The following is a 20,728-nucleotide window of genomic DNA, read 5'->3' on the forward strand; positions in this document are numbered from 1 at the left end:
CACGCGCCGCTTATGGTGAGCAGCCATACAAACCGAGCCTGTTCCCATGTGGTCGTTCCGCGCCTGGCGCCGCCAGCGCATCATTGCCCGCCATCCCGTAAGCGCCTCGACCTGGGCCGAGGTGCGTCAGCGCCTGCCCCTGCTCGATGGCCTAAGCACCCGCGAAGAGCAGCGCCTGCGCGAACGTGCCGTGCTGTTTTTACATGGCAAACACCTGAGCGCCCTGCCCGGCCTCGAGCTGGACGCCATCGATCGCCTGACCCTGGGGGCGCAGGCCGAGCTGCCGCTGCTGCACCTAGCAGACCTCAACTGGTACCAGAGCTTTCATGAAATCGTTCTCTACCCGGACGACTTCGTCAGCCCGCAACGCCACCGCGACGCCAGCGGCGTGGTTCACGAATGGGATGGCGCGCACAGTGGCGAAGCCTGGCAGCAAGGGCCAGTGATCCTCGCCTGGCCTGGCGTGTGCGCCAGCGGTGGCTGGGACGGCTACAACCTGGTGATCCACGAACTGGCGCACAAACTGGACATGCTCAATGGCGCCGCCAATGGCCTGCCGCCGCTGCACAGCAGCATGCGCATCAGCGACTGGGCCAGCGCCATGCAAAGCGCGTATGACGCCATGAACGCCCAGCTCGACGCCGACCCGCACAGCGCAACCGCCATCGACCCTTACGCAGCCGAAGACCCGGCAGAGTTCTTTGCCGTCACCAGCGAGTACTTCTTCAGCGCTCCGGATCTGCTCGTCGAGGCCTTCCCCGCGGTCTATGCGCAGCTGGCGTTGTTCTACCGCCAGAACCCGCTGGCGCGCCTGCAGCGTTTGCAAGTGGAGCATCCTGACTATCGCGCTACGCCTAAAGACCGCCACCACACGACCAATGGCTAGCCACCCCGGCATAGCAACGGCTGGGGAATATGCCTATAATCGCGCCACTTTTTTAGCCCTAACCGGGAGTCACTCCATGAGCTACAGCAAGATTCCAGCCGGTCTCGACCTGCCGAACGACATCTACGTCGCCATCGAAATCCCGGCCAACCATGCGCCGATCAAATACGAAATCGACCACGACATCGATTGCCTGATGGTCGACCGTTTTATGGCTACCCCGATGTTCTACCCGGCCAACTACGGCTACATCCCCAACACCCTGGCCGACGACGGCGACGCCCTCGACGTGCTGGTCGTGACCCCGTACCCAGTGGCTCCGGGCTCGGTCATCCGCGCCCGTCCGGTCGGCGTGCTGCACATGAGCGACGAAGCCGGTGGCGACGCCAAGCTGATCGCCGTGCCCCACGACAAACTCACCGTGTTGTACAAAGACGTACAGGAATACACCGACCTGCCCGCCCTGCTGATCGAGCAGATCAAGCACTTCTTCGAGAACTACAAGGATCTCGAGAAAGGCAAATGGGTCAAGGTTGAAGGCTGGGGCGGCGCTGAAGAAGCCCGCGACTTGATTCTCAAGGCAGTGGCGGCTTACCAAAAATAAGCTGACACCACCCCCTAAAAACCGGCCACAAGCCGGTTTTTTTATGCCTGCCCTTTGACCTTTCAACGACAGTCTCCTTAGACATTGTGGGGATTCCACGGGCACTGGCATTCCGCTACCATCAAACTTTGTGACAGTGGAGCGGTTACATGCGCAGAGTCGTTCTCCTGCTTGTCTGCCTGACCTTGTTGGCTTGCCAGGGAGAGCAGGAAGAGCTGCGCATCGGCGGCAACCGCTGGCTGGGCTATGCGCCTTTCTATTTGACCGATGAGCTGCAGCAGCTGCAAGCCAGCGGTCTGCGCTTGGTCGAGTACCCCAACGCCACCGGCGTGCTGCGCGGTTTTCGAAACGGCCTGCTGGATGCCGCGCTGCTCACCCTGGACGAAGCACTCGCCCTGCAGAGCAGCGGTCTTGATCTGGAGTTGCTGCTCGTCACCGATATTTCCGCAGGTGCCGACGCCCTGTTCGCTCGGCCGCCGATCATGCGTATCAGTGAACTCAAAGGGCAGCGCATCGGCGTGGAAAACACCGCCCTGGGTGCCTTTATGCTTGCCCGCGTGCTGGACAAGGCTGGCCTTCAACGCAGCGACGTAAAAGTGATCGATCTGCCCGTACATGAGCAGGTCGGTGCGCTGCGCCATGCGCGTATCGACGCGGTTATCAGCTTCGCCTCCGAAGGGCCGGCTCTTGAAGCACTGGGGGCTCGACGCATCTTCGACAGCCGGGAAATACCCGAAGAAATCATCGATGTTCTGGTGGTCGAGCGCAGTCGGGTCGACGAAGAGAGCCGCGAGCGCATCAAACAGTTGTGGTATGAATCCCTAGACAACTGGCAGCAAAATCGCGCCCGCAGTGACCCCCATCTGCACACACGCCTGAACCTGGATCCGCAAAGCCTGAAGGTAACGCTTGACGGCTTGGTGATGGGAGACCGGGCGCTCAACCAGCAGATGCTTAATGAGGGCCTACTACTGCAGCGCATGCAACGGGTTCACCAATACATGCTCGACTATCAGTTACTCAAACAGCCTGGTCAGCCAGAAGCCATGTTGCCCGCAGCCTGTGGGAGACGCGAATGCTGAACCGCCTGCCCTTGCGCAAGTCACTACCCCTGCTGCTGGGGTTGTTCGCCGTGGTATTCACGCTGCTGCAGACCTCGATCTATCTGCCGCGCAGTGTCGACAACGCCCTGCACAGCTGGCGCACCCACAGCAGCCAGATATTTGTGCTGCTGCAGAGCAGCCTGGGCGATCATCTGCGCCAGGGTCGCCAGGAAGAGCGGGCCACCGAACTGTCCGACTTGGCCAGCCTGCGCGGCGTGCGCTGGGCCATGGTGGTCGATCAGAATCAGCACGTGATCGCCACCAGTCGCCTGGGCTTGCACACCGAACAGATCAGTCAGCTCGACAGCGCCGAGCTGCATAAGCGTATCGCCAGCGGCCAACCCAGCTGGCTCGAACTTGGTCCGCAGCGCTACCTGGCGATCTACCCTCTGGAACGCGGACACCAGGACACCAGCGTCGACCTCCAGGCGCTCTTGGTGGAGATGGATTTCACCCCCCTGCTGTGGCAGACCAAACGCACTGCCTGGCTGCACTTGGCGCAGACGCTTGGCCTGTTATTGCTGCTAGGCCTGCTGCTTAACCACCTGTATGGCCGCCTGCTGACCAAGCGTCTGGCGCGCATCGAACAGGCGGCCACGCAGTTTGCCGAAGATCAGCAACCCCGGACAATTGAGGTTACAGGCCATGATGAAATCGGCCAGTTAGCCACCAGCTTTGAACAGATGATGACCCAGCTCAACCAGCGCCAGCGCGATGTACGCGAAAGCGAAGCGCTGTTTCGTAGCCTGATCGACAGCGCGCCACTGGGCATGCTGGTGGTGGATAGGGAGCTGCGTGTGGAGCAGGCCAACCCCGCTGCCGCCGCGCTGTTTGGCTGCAGCACGACGCAGCTGCTGGGCAACTTGCCAGCTGATCGCCTGGTAGAAAGCAGCGCAGTAGAGCGCCTGCAGCAAACACCACCCAATGTCGCCATCGAGCTGACCGGTCGACGCGGCGCACAGCATGTACCCTTGGAAATCACCTGCACGCCCTTTGTGCGTCACGGCAAGCGCTATTCCCTGATACTGCTGCGCGATATCAGCGATCGCCTCAAGGCTGAGCAGCGCCTGCGCTTTCTCGCCCATTTCGACCCGTTGACGCGCCTGGCCAACCGTCACTCCATGGTGCAGCGCCTGGAGCAGTTGCTTTTGGCTAACTGCCGCCTGGGCCTGCTATTTATCGACCTGGATCACTTCAAACGCATCAACGATACCCTCGGCCATGAGATCGGCGACAACTTGCTGGTGGAAATCGCCGGCCGCCTACAGGTGCACCTACCCAAACAAAGCCTGCTGGCGCGTAGCGGTGGTGACGAATTCATCGTGCTACTGGAGGGTGCCAGCCTTCGCGAAACCCATGCGCTTGCCGAACAGTTAGTGGGGCATTTCGTGTTGCCCTTCCAGGTACGTCAATACGAGTGCTTTATCAGCCCCAGCATTGGCCTAACCCATTGCAATAGCCATGGCAGCAGCGCCAGTGAGCTACTCAAGCAGGCCGACCTGGCCCTGTATGCAGCCAAGGATCGCGGACGCAATTGTATCGCCAGCTTCAGCGCCGAGCTAAGCAGCGCCGCCGAACTGCGACGCCAGCTGGAGACGGAGCTGCGCCGAGCCATCGACCAGCAGGAGTTTGCCCTGCATTACCAGTTACAGGTGGACAACCAGGGCCAGCCACAAGCCATGGAAGCGCTGCTGCGCTGGTACTCGCCAACTCGCGGACTGGTTTCTCCGGCCGAGTTCATTCCCATTCTGGAAGAAAGCGGCATGATCATCGAAACCACCCGCTGGGTGTTCCGTACGGCCTGCCGCCAGGCCTGCCAGTGGCGAGATGAAGGGCGTGGGCTGCGCATTGCCATCAACTTGTCACCCCTGGACTTCCGCCAGGCTGACCTGGCCGGCAACCTGCTGCGCATCCTCGCTGAAGAAGGTGCAGAAGCCGAACTGCTGGAACTGGAGATCACCGAAAGCGCCTTATTGGATAGCGGCGACGAGGTACAGCAATGCCTGGCCCGACTTAAAGCTGCCGGTTTCCTCCTGCTGCTGGACGACTTTGGTACCGGCTACGCCTCGCTGACTTACCTGCAGCGCTTCCCCTTCGACGGCATCAAAATCGACCGCCAGTTCGTCGCCGGCCTGCCAGACAGCCCGCACTCGGTCGCCCTGGTGCGCGGTATTCTGACCATGGCCAAGCACCTGGGCCTGCATGTGGTTGCCGAGGGCGTGGAAAACCAGCGCCAGGCGGCCTTTCTGCGCCTGAATGCATGCCCCAGCCTGCAAGGCTTCCTTTATGCGCGCCCATTGCCCGCCGAGCAGTGTCATGCCAAGCGCCTGGATGGCAAACTGGTTAGATTAAATCCGCAGGATTACTGACAGGCTCGCTCATTTTCATGCCCTTATTCGATATTGCCTTGCTCGCCCTGGCCGGCTTCGCCGCCGGCGGCATGAATGCCCTGGCCGGTGGCGGCACCTTTTTCTCCTTCCCGGCGCTGCTCGCTGCCGGTCTGCCGCCGGTCACGGCCAATGCCACTAATGCCGTGGCACTGTGGCCCGCCAGCCTGGCCGGGGCCTGGGCCGCGCGCGCCTCGCTGCGCCCGCTCGGTCGCTACCTGCTGCCGCTGCTGGCGGCCGGGCTGGCGGGCGGGTTGCTCGGCGGCCTGTTACTGCTGGCCGGCGGCGACGATGTGTTTGCCAACCTGATCCCCTGGCTGCTGCTTACCGCCACCGCACTGTTCGCCGCCAGTCCTTGGCTCAGCCGCTGGCTGGCGGCGCGGCGCGCCGAAGCCGCGCAGCCACCGCACAACAAACTGTCGCTTGGGGCGCATATCGGCGTGTCGATCTACGGCGGCTATTTCGGCGCAGGCATGGGTATTCTGCAGCTGGCGGCATTTTCCATCGAAGGCCACCCGCTGGGTCGCGCCAATGCCCTGAAGAACCTGATTTCGGCGGTGATCTACAGCGTCGCCAGCATCACCTTTATCGTCGCCGGGCGGGTCAGTTGGTATGAACTGGCCATTCTGCTGGTCGGCGCAACACTCGGCGGCTATGCCGGCGGCGCCTTGGGCCAGCGCTTGCCGCCGACGTTGCTGCGCACCTTGGTGATTGTGGTGGGTGGCAGCATGACCCTCTATTATTTCTGGGTGACCTACTTCGCCGGATGAGTTGATGCGCAGCAGTTCACACGTGTCGGGCGTTGCGCAGCCCGGCCCAGGTCGCCAACCAAGAAGTAGGTAAATTCCGTCGATTTGCCCACGCGGCGAGGCTCTGCTAGTGTCGCGCCGGTTACAATCCCCGCCCGAGCCTCTGCCAGAGAATGCCCGCCATGGCCCGTAAAAAAGCCTCACTCGACTTCGAGCAATCCCTCACCGATTTGCAAACCCTGGTCGAGCGCCTGGAAAACGGCGAGTTATCGCTGGAAGATTCACTGACTGCCTTCGAACAAGGTATCCGCCTGACCCGCGACTGCCAGGCCGCCCTGACTCAGGCCGAGCAGAAGGTACAAATCCTCATGGAACGCGATGGCGAACTCGAGGAAGCCCCCTTCGACGCGGATCGACAGGCATGATCGCGACCTACCAGGCGCAGTGCCAGCAGCGTGTCGACACGGCGCTGGCAAGCCTGTTCGCGGCCCCGCATAGCGAGTTGCAACGCCTCTATCAAGCCATGTGTTACAGCGTGACCAACGGTGGCAAACGGGTCCGCCCGCTACTGGTTTACGCCGCCTGTGAAGCCCTCGGCGGCCAGCCGGAACAGGCCGATGGCGCGGCTTGCGCAGTCGAACTGATCCACGCCTATTCGCTGGTGCACGATGATTTGCCGGCGATGGACGATGACGACCTGCGCCGTGGCCAGCCCACCACCCACAAGGCGTTCGACGAAGCCCTGGCCATCCTCGCCGGCGATGCTCTGCAGAGCCTGGCCTTCGAAGTGCTCGCCGACCCAGTACGCAACCCGCATGACGCCGAGTTGCGCCTGACCATGATTACCAGCCTGGCCCACGCCGCTGGCCCGGCCGGCATGGTCGGCGGCCAGGCCATCGACCTCGGCTCAGTCGGTCATAAGCTCGATCAAGCGGCACTGGAGCTTATGCACAGGCACAAGACCGGCGCCCTGATCGAAGCCAGCGTGCGCCTTGGCGCTCTGGCCAGTGCCCGCGCCGATGATCGCGAACTGCAAGCACTGCACACCTATGCCCGCGCCATCGGCCTGGCATTCCAGGTGCAGGACGACATCCTCGACGTGGAAAGCGACACCACCACCCTGGGCAAAACCCAGGGCAAGGATCAGGCCCACGACAAACCGACCTACCCGGCACTGCTCGGCCTCGACGCGGCCAAGGCCTACGCCCTGGAGCTACGCGATCAGGCACTACACGCCCTGCGCCCCTTCGACCACGCCGCCGAGCCACTACGCGAGTTGGCCCGTTATATCGTCGAACGCCAGCACTAGCAGTGCTGTCGGGTTTAGGGCTCTTGTAGCCCGGATGAAATCCGGGGAACTCCAGTACCGAGCAACCGCTCCCGGATTGCATCCGGGCTACGCTCAAGCAACCCGTATATCATTGATTTTATAGGTTATGACGTTTTCTGTAGGAGCGGGCGAGGGAACTCCCACCTTAATCGGATACAGCCGTCACCCGATCAAAACCGCTGCCGCACCAACTCCAATAATTGCCCGCGCAGCCATTGACTGCCCGGCTCATTCTCGGCCTGGCGCGACCAGTACAGATTGAGGGTCACCGGCGGCAGTACCAGGGGCATCGCCAGTAGGCGGTTGTCCAGCCCGGCATTGATCAGCTCTGCATAGCGCCTGGGCATGGTCAGCAACCAGTCGCTGCGCGCCACCAGCAGCGCCGCGGTCAAGTAATGCTGGCAGCGCTGGCGCACCTGACGAACCAGACCAAGATGGCCGAGGGCCAGATCTTCCACGCAGATCCCGCGGCGGCGCGAGGTGACCGCCACATGCTCGGCGGCCAGGTAGCGCTCGGCGCTCAGTTCGCCCGTGAAGGCCGGGCCGGCGACCACGCACAGCGGCTCCTGCAGCAGTAATTGTTGGCGCAGCTCGGCATCGGTGGGACGGGCGATCTCGATGGCCAGATCAACTCGCCCGGCGATCAGCTCCAGCTTCAGCGCCGCCCAATGCACGCTGCTGCTGCGCACCTCCAGTTGCGGCGCGAGCTGGCGCAATTGGCCGAGGATGCCCGGCAGCACCAGGGGTTCCAGCTGCTCCGGCATATTCAGGCTGAATACACGCCGATCGTGCTGCGGGTCGAAGCCATGGCCGCGGCCGAGATTGCGCCGCAGCCCCTCCAGCGCATCCTGAATGCCCGGCGCCAACTGCTCGGCCAGGGCCGTCGGCGCCACCCCGCGTCCCGAGCGGACGAACAGTGGATCGCCCAGCTGCTCGCGCAAGCGCGCCAGGGCGTGGCTGACCGCCGACTGACTGAGGTGCAGCAATAGCGCCGCGCGGGTCAGGTTGCGCTCGCGGTAGACCACCTCGAACACCCGAAACAGGTTGAGGTCGAGGCGCTCCAGGGTTGGCCATTCATGCGCTTGATTCATGGTTATTTCCGCATTATCCGAATCAGTCCGAGCCTAGCAGTGCCAAGCCTCGGCGCAACCATGCATAGCATTCATGGATGGCGATGCATAAGCATCAGTTCTGCTCCTCAGCCCGACCGCCTAAGCTGCCCGCAGAGCCAAACGACAGGGCACAACAGATGACCGAAGACCTCTACCTGCAACAGCTGCATGCACTGCAGGCGGCCGCCTGGCCGATCGGCACGCCGCGCGAGCCGGATTACCCGCACGGCCAGCAGCCGCTGTCCGAGTACCTGCGCACCTGGGCCCGCCTGCAGCCCGAGGCCCCGGCCCTGGACTTCTATGGACTGTCCCTGAGCTATGCCGAACTGGATCGGCTGTCTGATCGCTGCGCCGCGCTGCTGGTGGAACTGGGGGTTGCGGCGGGGGATCGGGTCGCACTGTTCATGCCCAACTGTCCGCAGCTGCACATCGCCTTCTACGCCATCCTCAAGTGCGGCGCGGTCTATGCGCCGGTCAGCCCACTGAGCAAGGCGCTGGAACTGAGCTACCAGCTCAAGGACAGCGGCGCGCGCACCATCCTCTGTTTCGACCAGTTGCTGCCGCTGGTCCGGGCGGTGCGCGAGGACTGTCAGCTCGTCCATGTGCTGGCGACCAGCCTGTCCGAACTCTGCCCGGCCGAGCCGAGTATCCCCGTGCCGGATCTGCTGCTGGCGGCGAAGGTCACGGGGGACGATTTCATCGACTTCTACCCGGCGCTGTCGGCCTGCAAGGCGCCGACTCCGACGCATCGTCCGCAGCTCGACGACATCGCCGCGCTCAACTACACCGGCGGCACCACGGGTCTGCCCAAGGGCTGCGTGCATAGCCATGGCGACATGCTCTACACCTGCGCCAGCTTCCTTGCGGTGGCTCTGCAACTGCGCCCGGACAGCGTGCTGCTCAACTTCCTCCCGGAGTTCTGGATCGCCGGGGAAAACGCCGGCCTGCTGTTCCCGGTATTTAGCGGCTGCCGCCTGGTATTGCTGGCGCGCTGGGATGCGCTGGCTTTCATGGGCGCGGTCGAGCACTACCGGGTCAGCCACTGCGGCCTGCTGGTGGACAATGCCGCCGAGGTGCTGGAACACCCACGGGTCGGCGATTATGACTTCGGCTCGCTGCAGCAGACCGGCAGCATCTCCTTTATCAAGAAACTCACCCCTCAATACCGTCGCCGATGGCACGCGCTGACCGGAACCAGTCTGTTCGAGTTCAGTTTCGGCATGACCGAGAGCCATACCTGCGACACCTTCACCGCCGGCATGCAACAGGACGACTTCGACCTCAGGAGCGCGCCGACCTTCGTCGGCCTGCCAGTGCCGGGCACCCAGTTCAAGGTCTGCGACTTCGCCACTGGCGAACTGCTGCCGCTGGGCCAGGAGGGCGAGCTGTGCCTGCGCAGCCCTTCGCTGTTCAAAGGTTACTGGAATCGCCCGGAGGAATCCGCCACGACGCTACGCGACGGCTGGCTGCACAGCGGCGACATCGGCCAGATCACTGATCAGGGCTTTATCCGCTACCTCGGCCGGCGCAAGGAAATGCTCAAGGTCAACGGCATGAGCGTATTCCCCAGCGAGCTGGAGGCCCTGCTCGGCCAGCACCCGGCGATCCTCGCCAGCGCCGTGCTCGGCCGCAGCGACGACCACAGCGGCCAGCGCCCGGTGGCCTTCGTGGTGCTCAAGCCCGGCAGCGGCGCCAGCACGGACAGCCTGCAGGCCTGGTGTCGCGAGGCTATGGCGGTTTACAAGGTGCCGGAAATCCGCCTGCTCGACAGCCTGCCGATGACCGCCACTGGCAAGGTGAAGAAGAACGAACTCGAAGCCCTGCTCTAGGAACCTGTGGGGCTTGACCGTTCGCCCGACAGGCTCCTAAGCCCCCAATCAACCCAACCGGTGCGCACGCCGCACCCTATGGAGCCACTATGCCCTTTACCGCCCTGCTGATCGCCAACCGCGGCGAGATCGCCATCCGCATCGCCCGCGCCGCCGCCGAACTGGGCATTCGCTCGGTGGCGGTGTACGCCGAGGACGACGCAGCCTCCCTGCATGTGCGCAAGGCCGACAGCGCGGTCGCCCTCAAGGGTCGCGGGGTGCCGGCCTATCTGGACATGGACCAGCTGATCGCCATCGCCGAGGAACAGGGTTGCGCGGCGATCCATCCCGGTTACGGCTTTCTCGCCGAGAACGCCGAGTTTGCCCGCCGCTGTCAGGCTGCCGGCCTGTGCTTTATCGGCCCCGCTGCCGAGGTGTTGGAACTGTTCGGCGACAAAGCCGCGGCGCGCGCACTGGCCGAACGCTGCGATGTGCCCCTGGTGCGCGGGCTCAATCACGCAGTCAGCCTGGATCAGGCCCGCGAGTTCCTGCGCAGCCTGGGCGACGGTGGCGCGGTGATGCTCAAGGCCCTGGCCGGCGGCGGCGGTCGCGGCATGCGCCCGGTATTCGCCGCAGCGGAACTGGACGAGGCCTTCGCCCGCTGCCAGTCGGAAGCCCGTGCGGCCTTCGGCAGTGACGCGTTGTATATCGAGCAGCTGGTGGGCGATGCCCGGCATATCGAAATCCAGGTGCTGGGCGACCATACGGGCGCGGTCAGCCACCTGTGGGAGCGCGATTGCAGCCTGCAGCGGCGCCAGCAGAAGCTGGTGGAGATCGCCCCCAGCCCGGACCTGCCAGCGGCCACCCGCGCGCGGATGATCGCCGCCGCGCTGAAGCTGGCCGGTGCGGCGCGCTATCAGGGCCTGGGCACCTTCGAGTTCCTGCTGGATAACCAGCAGCCCGAACGCTTCTACTTTATGGAAGCCAACCCGCGCATCCAGGTCGAGCACACGGTCACCGAGCAGGTCACCCGCATCGACCTGCTGCAGACCCAGCTCAGGCTGGCCGCCGGGCACAGCCTGGCGCAACTGAACCTGCTGCAGCCGCCGGCCCTCACTGGCTGCGCCGTGCAACTGCGGATCAACCTGGAAAGCATGAGCGCCGATGGCAGCACCCACCCGGCCGCCGGCACATTGACGGCTTACGATCCACCCAGCGGCCCCGGCCTGCGTGTCGACGGCTATGGCTACGCCGGCTACCCGGTCAGCCCCAGCTACGATTCGCTGCTGGCCAAACTGATCGCCCACGCGCCGGACTACCCGAGCGCACTGCGCCGCGCCTACCGCGCGCTCTGCGAGTTCCGCCTGGAGGGCGTGGCGAGCAACCTGCACCTGCTGCAGAACCTGTTGCGCCTGCCAGAAGTTGCCGCCAATCAGGTCAGCACACGCTTGGTCGAAGGCCGGCTGGCGCAATTGCTGGCACCCCAGCAGCAGGCCCATCCCCACCTGTTCTTTGCCGGCAGCCCAGCGGCGGCCGGTGCGGCGCAGCAGGCGATCGATGCGCCGCCCGGCTGCCTGTCCTTGCACGCGCCGAGCAGCGGCGTACTGGTGTGCCTGGAGGTAGCCGAGGGCGATGCCGTGGCGGTCGGCCAGAGCATCGCCGTGCTGGAGGCGATGAAGATGGAGTTCGTGGTCAAGGCCAGCCACAGCGGTATCGTCCGCGCCCTCACCGTGCAGCCCGGCAGCGTGGTCGGCGAAGGCCAGCCGCTGCTGTTTATCGAACCGGCCGAGGTCGACGCCGATCAGGCGCAAAGCGAGCAAAGCCTGGACCTCGAACATATCCGCGCGGATCTCGCCGAGGTGTTCGAGCGTCACGCCATGACCCGCGACGAACGCCGCCCACTGGCCGTGGCCAAGCGGCGCAAGACCGGCCAGCGGACAGTACGCGAGAACCTCGCCGAGCTGCTCGATGACGGCAGCTTCAACGAATACGGCGCCCTGGCCCTGGCCGCGCAACGTCGGCGGCGTTCGTTGGAGGAGCTGATCGAACAGAGCCCGGCCGATGGCCTGGTGGCCGGCATCGGCACAGTCAACGCCGACGTGTTCGGTAGCCAGGCGGCGCGCTGCATGGCCATCGCCTACGACTACACGGTATTCGCCGGCACCCAGGGGGTGATGAATCACAAGAAGACCGACCGCATGCTCGGCCTCGCCGAACAGTGGCGCCTGCCTCTGGTGCTGTTCGCTGAGGGCGGTGGCGGCCGGCCGGGTGACAGCGATTTCGTCGGCGTCGCCGGACTCGACTGCCACACCTTCGTCGGCATGGCCAGGTTGTCCGGGCTGGTACCTCTGGTGGGGGTGGTCTCCGGGCGCTGCTTCGCCGGCAATGCGGCGCTGCTCGGCTGCTGCGATGTGATTATCGCCACCGAGAACGCAACCATCGGCATGGCCGGCCCGGCGATGATCGAAGGCGGCGGCCTCGGTAGCTTCACCGCGGAGCAGGTCGGACCGGTCTCGGTGCAGGGGCCGAACGGGGTGATAGACGTACTGGTCGCCGATGAGGCCGAGGCGGTGCGCGTGGCCAAGCAGTACCTGAGCTACTTCCAGGGCGCGCTAACGGATTGGCAGTGTGCGGATCAGCGCGCGCTGCGCCATTTGATCCCGGAAAACCGCCTGCGCGTCTATGACATTCGCCAGGTAATCGCCATCCTGGCCGACAGCGGATCGGTACTGGAACTGCGCCGGCAGTTCGCCCCCGGCCTGATCACCGCCTTGGTGCGTATCGAGGGCCGGCCCTTTGGCCTGCTCGCCAACAACCCCGCGCACCTGGGCGGCGCCATCGATGCCGTGGCCGGCGACAAGGCTGCGCGCTTTATGCAGCTGTGCGATGCCTTCGACATCCCCATGCTGTCGCTGTGCGACACCCCCGGCTTTATGGTCGGCCCGGAAGCCGAAAAACAGGCCACGGTGCGCCATGTGTCGCGTATGTTCGTCGCCGCCGCCAGCCTGACGGTGCCTTTTTTCACCGTGGTCTTGCGCAAGGGCTACGGCCTCGGCGCCCAGGCCATGGCCGCCGGCAGCTTCCATTCACCGCTGTTCACCATCGCCTGGCCCAGCGGAGAATTCGGCGCCATGGGCCTGGAAGGCGCGGTGCGACTGGGTTTCGCCAAGGAGCTGGCAGCCGTCGAGGAGCCTGGCGCCCGCCAGCAGCTGTTCGACAAACTGGTGGCCAAGGCCTACCAGAGCGGCAAGGGCATCAACATGGCCAGCTTTCTGGAGATCGATGCGGTGATCGACCCACTGGAAACTCGCGCCTGGCTGGTGCGCGGGCTGAATGCGGCGCCACTGCCGGCAACACGCGCGGGTAAGAAGCGCTGCGTCGATAGTTGGTAGCAGGTTCGAAGTAGCCCGGATGCAATCCGGGGAGCCCCGGACAACATCCCCCGGATTGCATCCGGGCTACTAGAGCCGGGTGGATGTCGCAGACCTTGCACATGAACATAGGATCTACGGGTTGCGCCGATCCGAAGCTTGTTTGGGCAGTGACCGGCGCTTCGGGTAAACTGCTGCATCTTTTGCACCTAGAACGAACGATCAGCCTGATGCCGACGACCTTCCACGAGATTCCTCGCGAACGCCCACTGACGCCCTTGCTCGACTGCGCCAACACGCCGGACGAACTGCGCCGACTGGGCGAAGCCGAGCTGGAAACCCTGGCCGACGAACTGCGCCAGTACCTGCTCTACACGGTCGGCCAGACCGGTGGGCATTTCGGTGCGGGCCTTGGTGTGATCGAGCTGACTGTCGCCCTGCATTACGTCTTCGACACCCCGGATGACCGCGTGGTGTGGGATGTCGGCCACCAGGCCTATCCACACAAGATCCTCACCGGCCGCCGCGAACGCATGTCCAGCCTGCGCCAGAAAGACGGCATCGCCGCCTTCCCGCGCCGCTCCGAGAGCGAGTACGACACCTTTGGCGTCGGCCACTCCAGCACTAGCATCAGCGCCGCCCTAGGCATGGCCATCGCCGCACGCATCCAGGGCAGCAAGCGCAAGAGTGTGGCGGTGATCGGCGACGGCGCACTGACCGCCGGCATGGCCTTCGAGGCGCTCAATCACGCCAGCGACGTCAATGCCAACATGCTGGTGATCCTCAACGACAACGACATGTCGATCTCGCAAAATGTCGGTGGCCTGTCCAACTACCTGGCCAAGATTCTCTCCAGCCGCACCTACGCCAGCATGCGCGAGGGCAGCAAGAAGATCCTCTCGCGCCTGCCCGGCGCCTGGGAAATCGCGCGCAAGACCGAAGAACACGCCAAGGGCATGCTGGTGCCCGGCACCCTCTTCGAGGAACTGGGCTGGAACTACATCGGCCCGATCGACGGCCATGACCTGCCCACCCTGCTGGCGACCCTGCGCAATATGCGCGACCTCGATGGCCCGCAGTTCCTTCACGTGATCACCAAGAAAGGTAAGGGTTTCGCGCCGGCCGAGGCCGACCCAATCGGTTACCACGCAATCACCAAGCTGGAGCCGATCAACACCCCGCTCGCCGCGCCGAAGAAAGTCGCCGGCCCTAAGTACTCTGGTGTGTTCGGCCAGTGGCTGTGCGACATGGCCGCCGAAGACTCGCGCCTGGTTGGCATCACCCCGGCGATGAAAGAAGGCTCGGACCTGGTGACCTTCAGCGAACGCTATCCCGAGCGCTATTTCGACGTAGCCATCGCCGAGCAGCACGCGGTGACCCTGGCCGCGGGCATGGCCTGCGATGGCATCAAGCCGGTGGTGGCGATCTACTCGACCTTTCTCCAGCGCGCCTATGACCAGTTGATCCACGACGTGGCGGTGCAGCACCTCGACGTACTGTTCGCCATCGACCGCGCCGGCCTGGTAGGCGAAGACGGCCCGACCCACGCCGGCAGCTTCGACCTGTCCTACCTGCGCTGCATCCCCGGCATGCTGGTGATGACCCCCAGTGACGAGAACGAATTGCGCCGCATGCTCAGCACCGGCTACCTGTTCGACGGCCCGGCTGCGGTGCGCTATCCACGCGGCAGTGGCCCCAACGCGGTGATCGAGCCGGGCCTTGCGCCACTGGAAATCGGCAAGGGCGTCGTGCGCCGCCATGGCCAAGGCACAGCCCTGCTGGTGTTCGGCGTGCAACTGGCCGAAGCGCTGCAAGTCGGCGAGACCCTGAACGCCACGGTGGTCGACATGCGCTTCGTCAAACCGCTCGACGAAGCCCTGATTCGACAGCTCGCCGACAACCACGACCTGCTGGTAAGCATCGAAGAAAACAGCATCATGGGCGGCGCCGGCAGTGCCGTCAGCGAATTCCTTGCCGGGGAAAACATCCTCAAGCCGATGCTGCACCTCGGCCTGCCCGACTATTACGTCGAGCACGCCAAACCGACCCAGATGCTCGCCGAATGCGGCCTCGACGCCGCCGGCATCGAAGCTGCCGTGCGCCAGCGCCGCGCGCTGCTGGAAACGCCGCAAACGTAGGCGCGGCTTGTACTTCTATCCGCAGCACTTTATGGTGCGCGGCGTTTTACTTGTCCGAGGTCGCCGACAGCCGCAAGGCCCAGGCGTGAAAAGGGAAGCAGGTGCGTAGCCGTCAATTCGACAGCCACAATGCCTGCGCTGCCCCCGCAACGGTAACCGACAGCCCCGACCAGCACGGTCAGGGCACACACTTTCTCGATACGCCACTGGGTTCGCCCGGGAAGGCGGGAAAGTGCCAGTCGGCAGCCCGGAGACCTGCCTCGGCGCAATGTGACTGGTGTTGCGGAGGGCATCACCGTCAAGCGCTGGCTATCGCCTCCTTGCCCGGTGCTTGTCCCTGCCCTCCTCAAAAGTTTTCTGCCTTTTGAGGATTTACCAATGAAATTGTCCCGAATTGCCCTGGCTGTAGCGCTGCTGCCGCTGGGTGCTCATGCTGAAGAAGTCAGCAGCCCTGCCAAATCACTCGAACTACAGCCGCTGATCGTGACCTCCGGTCGGCACGCCGAACCGGCCCGGCAGGCAACAGCTGCAACCACAGTATTTACCCGTAAGGACATCGAACGCCTACAAGTACGCAGCGTGGCAGAGCTACTCGAGCGAGTCCCAGGCGTCAGCGTCAACCGGACTGGCGGCGCGGGTAGCCAGACCGGCCTGTTCGTCCGCGGCACTTCGACCGCGCAAACCCTAGTCCTGGTAGATGGCCAACGTATTTCCGCCGCCTCCAGTGGCACCAGCAGCCTGGAATTTCTCAGCCCGGAGCAGATCGAGCGAGTGGAAGTGGTGCGTGGCGCCCGTTCAGCGCTCTATGGCTCCGATGCCATTGGCGGGGTTGTGCAGATTTTCACCCGCCAAGGCAGCGGCGACGGACTCAAGCCCTACGTTCGCCTTGGCGTCGGCAGCAACCAGACCTTCGAACGCAGCCTTGGCGTGTCCGGCGGCGACGCGCAAACCCGCTTCAACCTCGGCGCCGCACTCGATGAAACCCAGGGTATCGACGCCACACGCGACAATTTCGGTGCCAACGGCGATGACGATGCCTACCGAAATAAGTCGCTGAGCTTGAACGTGTCGCACCGCTTCAATGACGACCTGAAGATCGGCTTCAGCGCCCTTGATCAACACGGCCAGGTCGAGTTCGAGGACATCTTCAATACTTCGCTGCCTACCACGGACTTCCAGCTCAGCAGCCTGTCGAGCTACATCGATGCCAACCTCAGCGACGTCTGGAATAGCCGCCTGGAAATCGGCCACAGCGAGGACAAGCGCGACACCGGCAACGATCAGCCACAGGCCGGTGCGGACTCGTTTTACAGCCTCAATACCTACCGCGACTCGGCAAATTGGGTTAACACCCTAGCACTCAACGATCGCCACCAAGTGCTGCTGGGTGCCGATTGGTATGAAGATCGGGTTACGGGCAGCGAGGACTTTGCTGAGGACTCACGCTGGAACCAGGCAGCATTTATCCAACACCGTTACAAGGCCGAAGGTTTTTCGACAGAACTGGGCATGCGTCATGATAAGAACCAACAGTTCGGCAGCGAAAACAATTGGAACGCGGCACTGACCGTGCCATTCAACAGCAGCAACGATTTGATCCTGTCCTACAGCGAAGGCTTCCGCGCACCGACCTTCAACGACCTATATTATCCAGACTTGTGCTACCCGGGCTTCGGATGCTTTACCAGCGCCAACCCGGAACTCAGCCCGGAAAAATCTAAGAGCTATGAGGCCCAATGGCGCAGCCGCTACAGCGAAACCGGCGCACTGGAGCTTTCGCTGTACCGTATCGACCTGCAGGACGCGATTGTTCTCGACCAGAGCTTCATTCCGCAAAACGTCCAGACCGCTCGCATCAATGGCTTCGAGGCTGCGCTCCAACAAGAGCTCTTCGGCTGGCGGGGCAACCTGGCACTCGCCCTGATCGACCCGCGGGATCGCGCCACTGGCCACACCCTCGCACGCCGCGCCAAACGTACACTGAGCCTGGACCTGGATCGCCCGTTCGGTGACTTTGCGGTGGGTGCCAGCTGGCGCGCAGTCAGTGGCCGCTATGACGATGCCGACAACACTCAAGAGTTGGGTGGTTACGGCCTGCTCAGCCTGCGTGGCAAATGGCAAGCCAGCCAGGAAGTGGCCTTCGACCTGAAACTGAACAATCTTTTCGACAAGGACTATGCCGAGGCGACCTATAGCACAAGCAACGGACGTTTCGGCTACAACAGCGAAGGCCGCACCGCTCTGTTTGCCGTGACCTGGACACCTCAGCTTTAAGACGTTACCCGGCAGCGGCAGCGCAAGAGGACGTGCAACTCAGCGTCGGCTATCGCTTCTAACCTGGCGCAAACGGCAAGGAGCCTGACCAAGTCGTGCTCAATAGCACACTGTAGGAGCCAGCTTGCTGGCGATCTGTGTGATCTGTCAGCGGATCGCCAGCAAGCTGGCTCCTACAACTCCGGCTAACTTCAAGCGGGCAGCCGGTTCGGCCGGGGCAACGGTTATTACCCATTCGCTGCAGTGGCCGAGGAGCAGTCCCGGAATACATCCGGCCGCGATGCCGGCGTGGGTGTCAGCGCGTCTCGGCCAACGGTAAGCCGCCAGCACCATCACGCCGCAGCTCAGGGAGGACAGTCAGGCGCCGCGACGGGAGCTCAGCCGAGCTGGCGGGGGATGCGGTAGAGGTACAGGATCACGACGCTGGACAGCGCCAGGAGAATCAACGGGATCGCTTCCAGCCCGGCAAACACCGCGAGGGCGGCAATCCAGGCCGGTAGACCGGCACCAAACAACGCCAGGCGACGCCGAGCAGCCAAAGCAATCCAGGCAGCTGGCTCTTCGGGGCTATCCAGGGCCTTTTCGGTCGCCAGCAGCTCGCGTTTGTAAGCGTGGAACAGCGGCAGGCTGACGAACATCGCGGCCATCCCGGCGACGAACAAGGGCATGGCGAAGACAGTCAGCGACCGTCCAGCACCAAACAGCAGATTGAGTACCAACAACGGCGCCAGGGTCAGCACCAGTTGCTGCCACCACTCAAGCGCCAGTCGACGGCGCAGATTACTCCGGGTCACAGGCTTCCCTCGACCTCGCCCTGATGCAGGCTGCCGAGCATGTGCCCAAGCTTGCCGGCCTTGGTCGCCAGGTACTTCTTGTTGTGCGGGTTATGGTCGATTTGCAACGGTACGCGGGTGGCCACGTTGATGCCCATATCGCCCAGCGCCTTGACCTTGCGTGGGTTGTTGGTCATCAGCTTGAGTGCCTTGATGTGCAGGTGTTCAAGCATCGGCAGGCAGATCGCGTATTCACGCTGATCGGCACCGAAACCGAGGAGCTCGTTGGCCTCGACCGTATCGGCACCACCATCCTGCAGTTCGTAGGCGCGGATCTTGTTCAGCAGGCCAATGCCACGGCCCTCCTGACGCAGATAGAGCAGCACGCCACGCCCTTCGGCGGCAATCGCACGCATGGCGGCTTCGAGCTGGAAGCCGCAATCACAGCGCAGACTGAACAGCGCATCGCCGGTCAGGCACTCGGAATGCAGGCGCCCTAGCACCGGCTCGCCATCGGCAACATCGCCGAAGGTCAGCGCGACATGCTCCTTGCCCGTGGCCGTTTCGAGAAAGCCATGCATGATAAACACCCCGAACGGGGTAGGCAGCTGGGAGGCGGCGACGAATACGACAGACACCGAATGCTCCTAAATAGATAAGGGCTGGGAATTTCGAGGGCGCATTGTAACAGCAGCCCCCGCCAGCGGGTCAGCTTGAATTACCGATGATAAGGATCGGATAAACCACATGCCGCTTACCACGCCGGCCGTCTGAGCATTCAGGCGACGCTTATAGTTTCGACTCCAGCACCAGCAGATCCTGCTCAACCCGCCAGCCGACCCGACCAAGGAAGCTCATGCCGAGCAGCGCCTCGGTGGGCGAGCCGCCTTCCAGCACGACCCCCTCGACCCCAAGCACTTCCAACGTGCCAACCTTCACACTGTTGAGCGTAACCCGCCAGCCGCGCACCGTACCGCTGGCCGTGCTGACCTGCAGGGGTCGACCGTCCACTCGGTAGTCGATGCCCAGACGGCGAGCGTGCCCCTCATTGAGGGCGACCGAGGTGGCACCCGTGTCGACCAGGAACTGCATCGGATGGCCATCCACCGAACCGGCAATCCAGTAGTGCCCGCCAATGCCTTTGGCAATGCTCAGCTGACGCGTGCTTGGCTCGGCGAAGCCGTTACTGTATTCGCGACTCAGGCTGTACGCGCGCTCCACGCCATCCACCCGCAGTACGGCACCACGGCTGTCGGCACTGATCACCACCACGCCGCCAGGGCCGGTCTGGCCGACCTTCACCAGCTTGCGCTGGCCGTCGACATTGAGCACCGCGGCGCCGGGGAACAAACCGACCACCAACACCTGAGGCGCCGCCCAGCTCAACCCGCAGGCCAAGGACAGCGCAGCGACAGCCAATAATTTAAGTCCAGCCATCGGGCTCTCTCATTCGGTCAATCGAAGGGGTAGGGCTGCTGCCAACGCTCGAACAGCGGGCGCAAGCTGCGCAGCTCGACTAATTGCTCCATGCGTCGATCGTACAACTGAGCCAGTGCCCGCCCCCGTGGGTTATCGGCAAAGCCCAGATACAGCGGCAAGCGAAGCAACGGGGTGACGCGGTAACGGGCCTGATCCGCCGCCCCCACCAGCACCTCATCGACCTCGGTCTGCGCATCAATGTAAAAATCCGCATGGCCGTAATCGAGCATCGGCAGAATACCGTTGCGGCGCTGAATTTCCCGGTAGTGCTTCAGGTTTGGCAAATAACGCTGATATTCGTAGCCGCGTACCCAGACCAGCCGAAACTCGCCCAGTGTTGCCTGACTCGGCACCGGCTGATCGACCAAGCCCAACGCGCTGATTTGATCAGCGTCATAGTGCCAGCGCGGGTAGAACACGCCCTCATCCACCTCATTGCGGTAGGAACCGACCCAGGCATCGGCTTCGCCGCGCTGAACCAGACCGATGGAGCGGGTGTAGGGCACGCTCTGGATCAGCAACTCGATGCCTTCCGGCTCGAACACCTGGCGCAGAACATCCCATGCCAGGCCACTGCCATCGGCATTGGTATGGCCTTCCCACACCTCGCTGGCCAGACGAATGTCCTGCAGCGCAGGCTCTGCCTGGACGGATGAAACACCCAGCGCGCCAAGCAGCAGCCCCAGCCACCACCTCGTCATAGCCGACCTCACA

Annotated in this window: 16 protein-coding genes and 1 riboswitch; of the genes, 11 read left to right on the forward strand and 5 right to left on the reverse strand. The window is 63.6% G+C overall.

Going from position 1 to position 20,728, the window contains the following annotated elements; translation table 11 throughout:
• Positions 1-46: 46 nt before the first annotated feature.
• From Q8K09_RS01545 to ispA, 7 genes are all read left to right on the forward strand, one after another.
• Positions 47-886, forward strand: a complete 840-nt coding sequence (locus Q8K09_RS01545) for a zinc-dependent peptidase (protein WP_305253242.1) — start codon at positions 47-49, stop codon at positions 884-886.
• Between the two features lie 76 nt (positions 887-962).
• Positions 963-1,490, forward strand: coding sequence for an inorganic diphosphatase (gene ppa, locus Q8K09_RS01550; protein WP_305253243.1), 528 nt, complete (start codon positions 963-965; stop codon positions 1,488-1,490).
• 149 nt (positions 1,491-1,639) lie between these two features.
• Positions 1,640-2,572 (forward strand): ABC transporter substrate-binding protein, encoded by a 933-nt coding sequence (locus Q8K09_RS01555; RefSeq protein WP_305253244.1) that lies wholly within the window; start codon positions 1,640-1,642, stop codon positions 2,570-2,572.
• Entirely contained in the window at positions 2,566-4,962 is a 2,397-nt protein-coding gene (locus Q8K09_RS01560) for a bifunctional diguanylate cyclase/phosphodiesterase (protein ID WP_305253245.1), read from the forward strand. Before Q8K09_RS01555 ends, Q8K09_RS01560 begins: the two co-directional genes overlap by 7 nt.
• A 17-nt stretch (positions 4,963-4,979) precedes the next feature.
• Entirely contained in the window at positions 4,980-5,750 is a 771-nt protein-coding gene (locus Q8K09_RS01565) for a sulfite exporter TauE/SafE family protein (RefSeq protein ID WP_305253246.1), read from the forward strand.
• A gap of 161 nt (positions 5,751-5,911) precedes the next feature.
• On the forward strand, positions 5,912-6,154 hold the full coding sequence (locus tag Q8K09_RS01570; RefSeq protein ID WP_305253247.1) for an exodeoxyribonuclease VII small subunit: 243 nt from the start codon (positions 5,912-5,914) through the stop codon (positions 6,152-6,154).
• Positions 6,151-7,038 carry a (2E,6E)-farnesyl diphosphate synthase gene (ispA, locus tag Q8K09_RS01575; RefSeq protein WP_305253248.1) on the forward strand — a complete coding sequence of 296 codons (888 nt, stop codon included), beginning with the start codon at positions 6,151-6,153 and terminating at the stop codon, positions 7,036-7,038. Before Q8K09_RS01570 ends, ispA begins: the two co-directional genes overlap by 4 nt.
• 191 nt (positions 7,039-7,229) lie before the next feature.
• On the opposite strand, the gene Q8K09_RS01580 is transcribed toward ispA, so the two are convergent.
• Positions 7,230-8,150, reverse strand: a complete 921-nt coding sequence (locus Q8K09_RS01580; RefSeq protein ID WP_305253249.1) for a LysR family transcriptional regulator — start codon at positions 8,148-8,150, stop codon at positions 7,230-7,232.
• Positions 8,151-8,308: 158 nt separating this feature from the next.
• Between Q8K09_RS01580 and Q8K09_RS01585 the strand changes: the two genes are divergently transcribed.
• The 4 genes from Q8K09_RS01585 to Q8K09_RS01600 all read left to right on the forward strand — a co-directional run bounded on the left by Q8K09_RS01585 (position 8,309) and on the right by Q8K09_RS01600 (position 17,762).
• A complete protein-coding gene (locus tag Q8K09_RS01585) occupies positions 8,309-10,000 on the forward strand; it encodes an AMP-binding protein (protein ID WP_305253251.1) in 1,692 nt (563 codons plus the stop codon).
• A gap of 89 nt (positions 10,001-10,089) precedes the next feature.
• Positions 10,090-13,371: a carboxyl transferase domain-containing protein gene (locus tag Q8K09_RS01590; protein ID WP_305253252.1), complete on the forward strand. Its 3,282-nt coding sequence runs from the start codon at positions 10,090-10,092 to the stop codon at positions 13,369-13,371.
• 209 nt (positions 13,372-13,580) lie between these two features.
• On the forward strand, positions 13,581-15,488 hold the full coding sequence (dxs, locus tag Q8K09_RS01595) for a 1-deoxy-D-xylulose-5-phosphate synthase (protein ID WP_305253253.1): 1,908 nt from the start codon (positions 13,581-13,583) through the stop codon (positions 15,486-15,488).
• Positions 15,489-15,528: 40 nt separating this feature from the next.
• A riboswitch (cobalamin riboswitch) is annotated at positions 15,529-15,766 on the forward strand.
• Between the two features lie 100 nt (positions 15,767-15,866).
• Entirely contained in the window at positions 15,867-17,762 is a 1,896-nt protein-coding gene (locus tag Q8K09_RS01600; RefSeq protein WP_305253255.1) for a TonB-dependent receptor domain-containing protein, read from the forward strand.
• Between the two features lie 377 nt (positions 17,763-18,139).
• On the opposite strand, the gene Q8K09_RS01605 is transcribed toward Q8K09_RS01600, so the two are convergent.
• The 4 genes from Q8K09_RS01605 to Q8K09_RS01620 form a co-directional block, all read right to left on the reverse strand.
• Positions 18,140-18,556: an MFS transporter gene (locus tag Q8K09_RS01605; protein WP_305253257.1), complete on the reverse strand. Its 417-nt coding sequence runs from the start codon at positions 18,554-18,556 to the stop codon at positions 18,140-18,142.
• Positions 18,553-19,173 (reverse strand): GTP cyclohydrolase II, encoded by a 621-nt coding sequence (ribA, locus tag Q8K09_RS01610; protein WP_305253259.1) that lies wholly within the window; start codon positions 19,171-19,173, stop codon positions 18,553-18,555. Before ribA ends, Q8K09_RS01605 begins: the two co-directional genes overlap by 4 nt.
• Before the next feature lie 151 nt (positions 19,174-19,324).
• On the reverse strand, positions 19,325-19,972 hold the full coding sequence (locus Q8K09_RS01615) for a TIGR02281 family clan AA aspartic protease (RefSeq protein ID WP_305253261.1): 648 nt from the start codon (positions 19,970-19,972) through the stop codon (positions 19,325-19,327).
• A gap of 17 nt (positions 19,973-19,989) precedes the next feature.
• On the reverse strand, positions 19,990-20,715 hold the full coding sequence (locus Q8K09_RS01620) for an ABC transporter substrate-binding protein (RefSeq protein ID WP_305253263.1): 726 nt from the start codon (positions 20,713-20,715) through the stop codon (positions 19,990-19,992).
• Positions 20,716-20,728 lie beyond the last annotated feature (13 nt).

This window comes from Pseudomonas sp., assembly GCF_030683065.1.
Taxonomy (GTDB): domain Bacteria; phylum Pseudomonadota; class Gammaproteobacteria; order Pseudomonadales; family Pseudomonadaceae; genus Aquipseudomonas.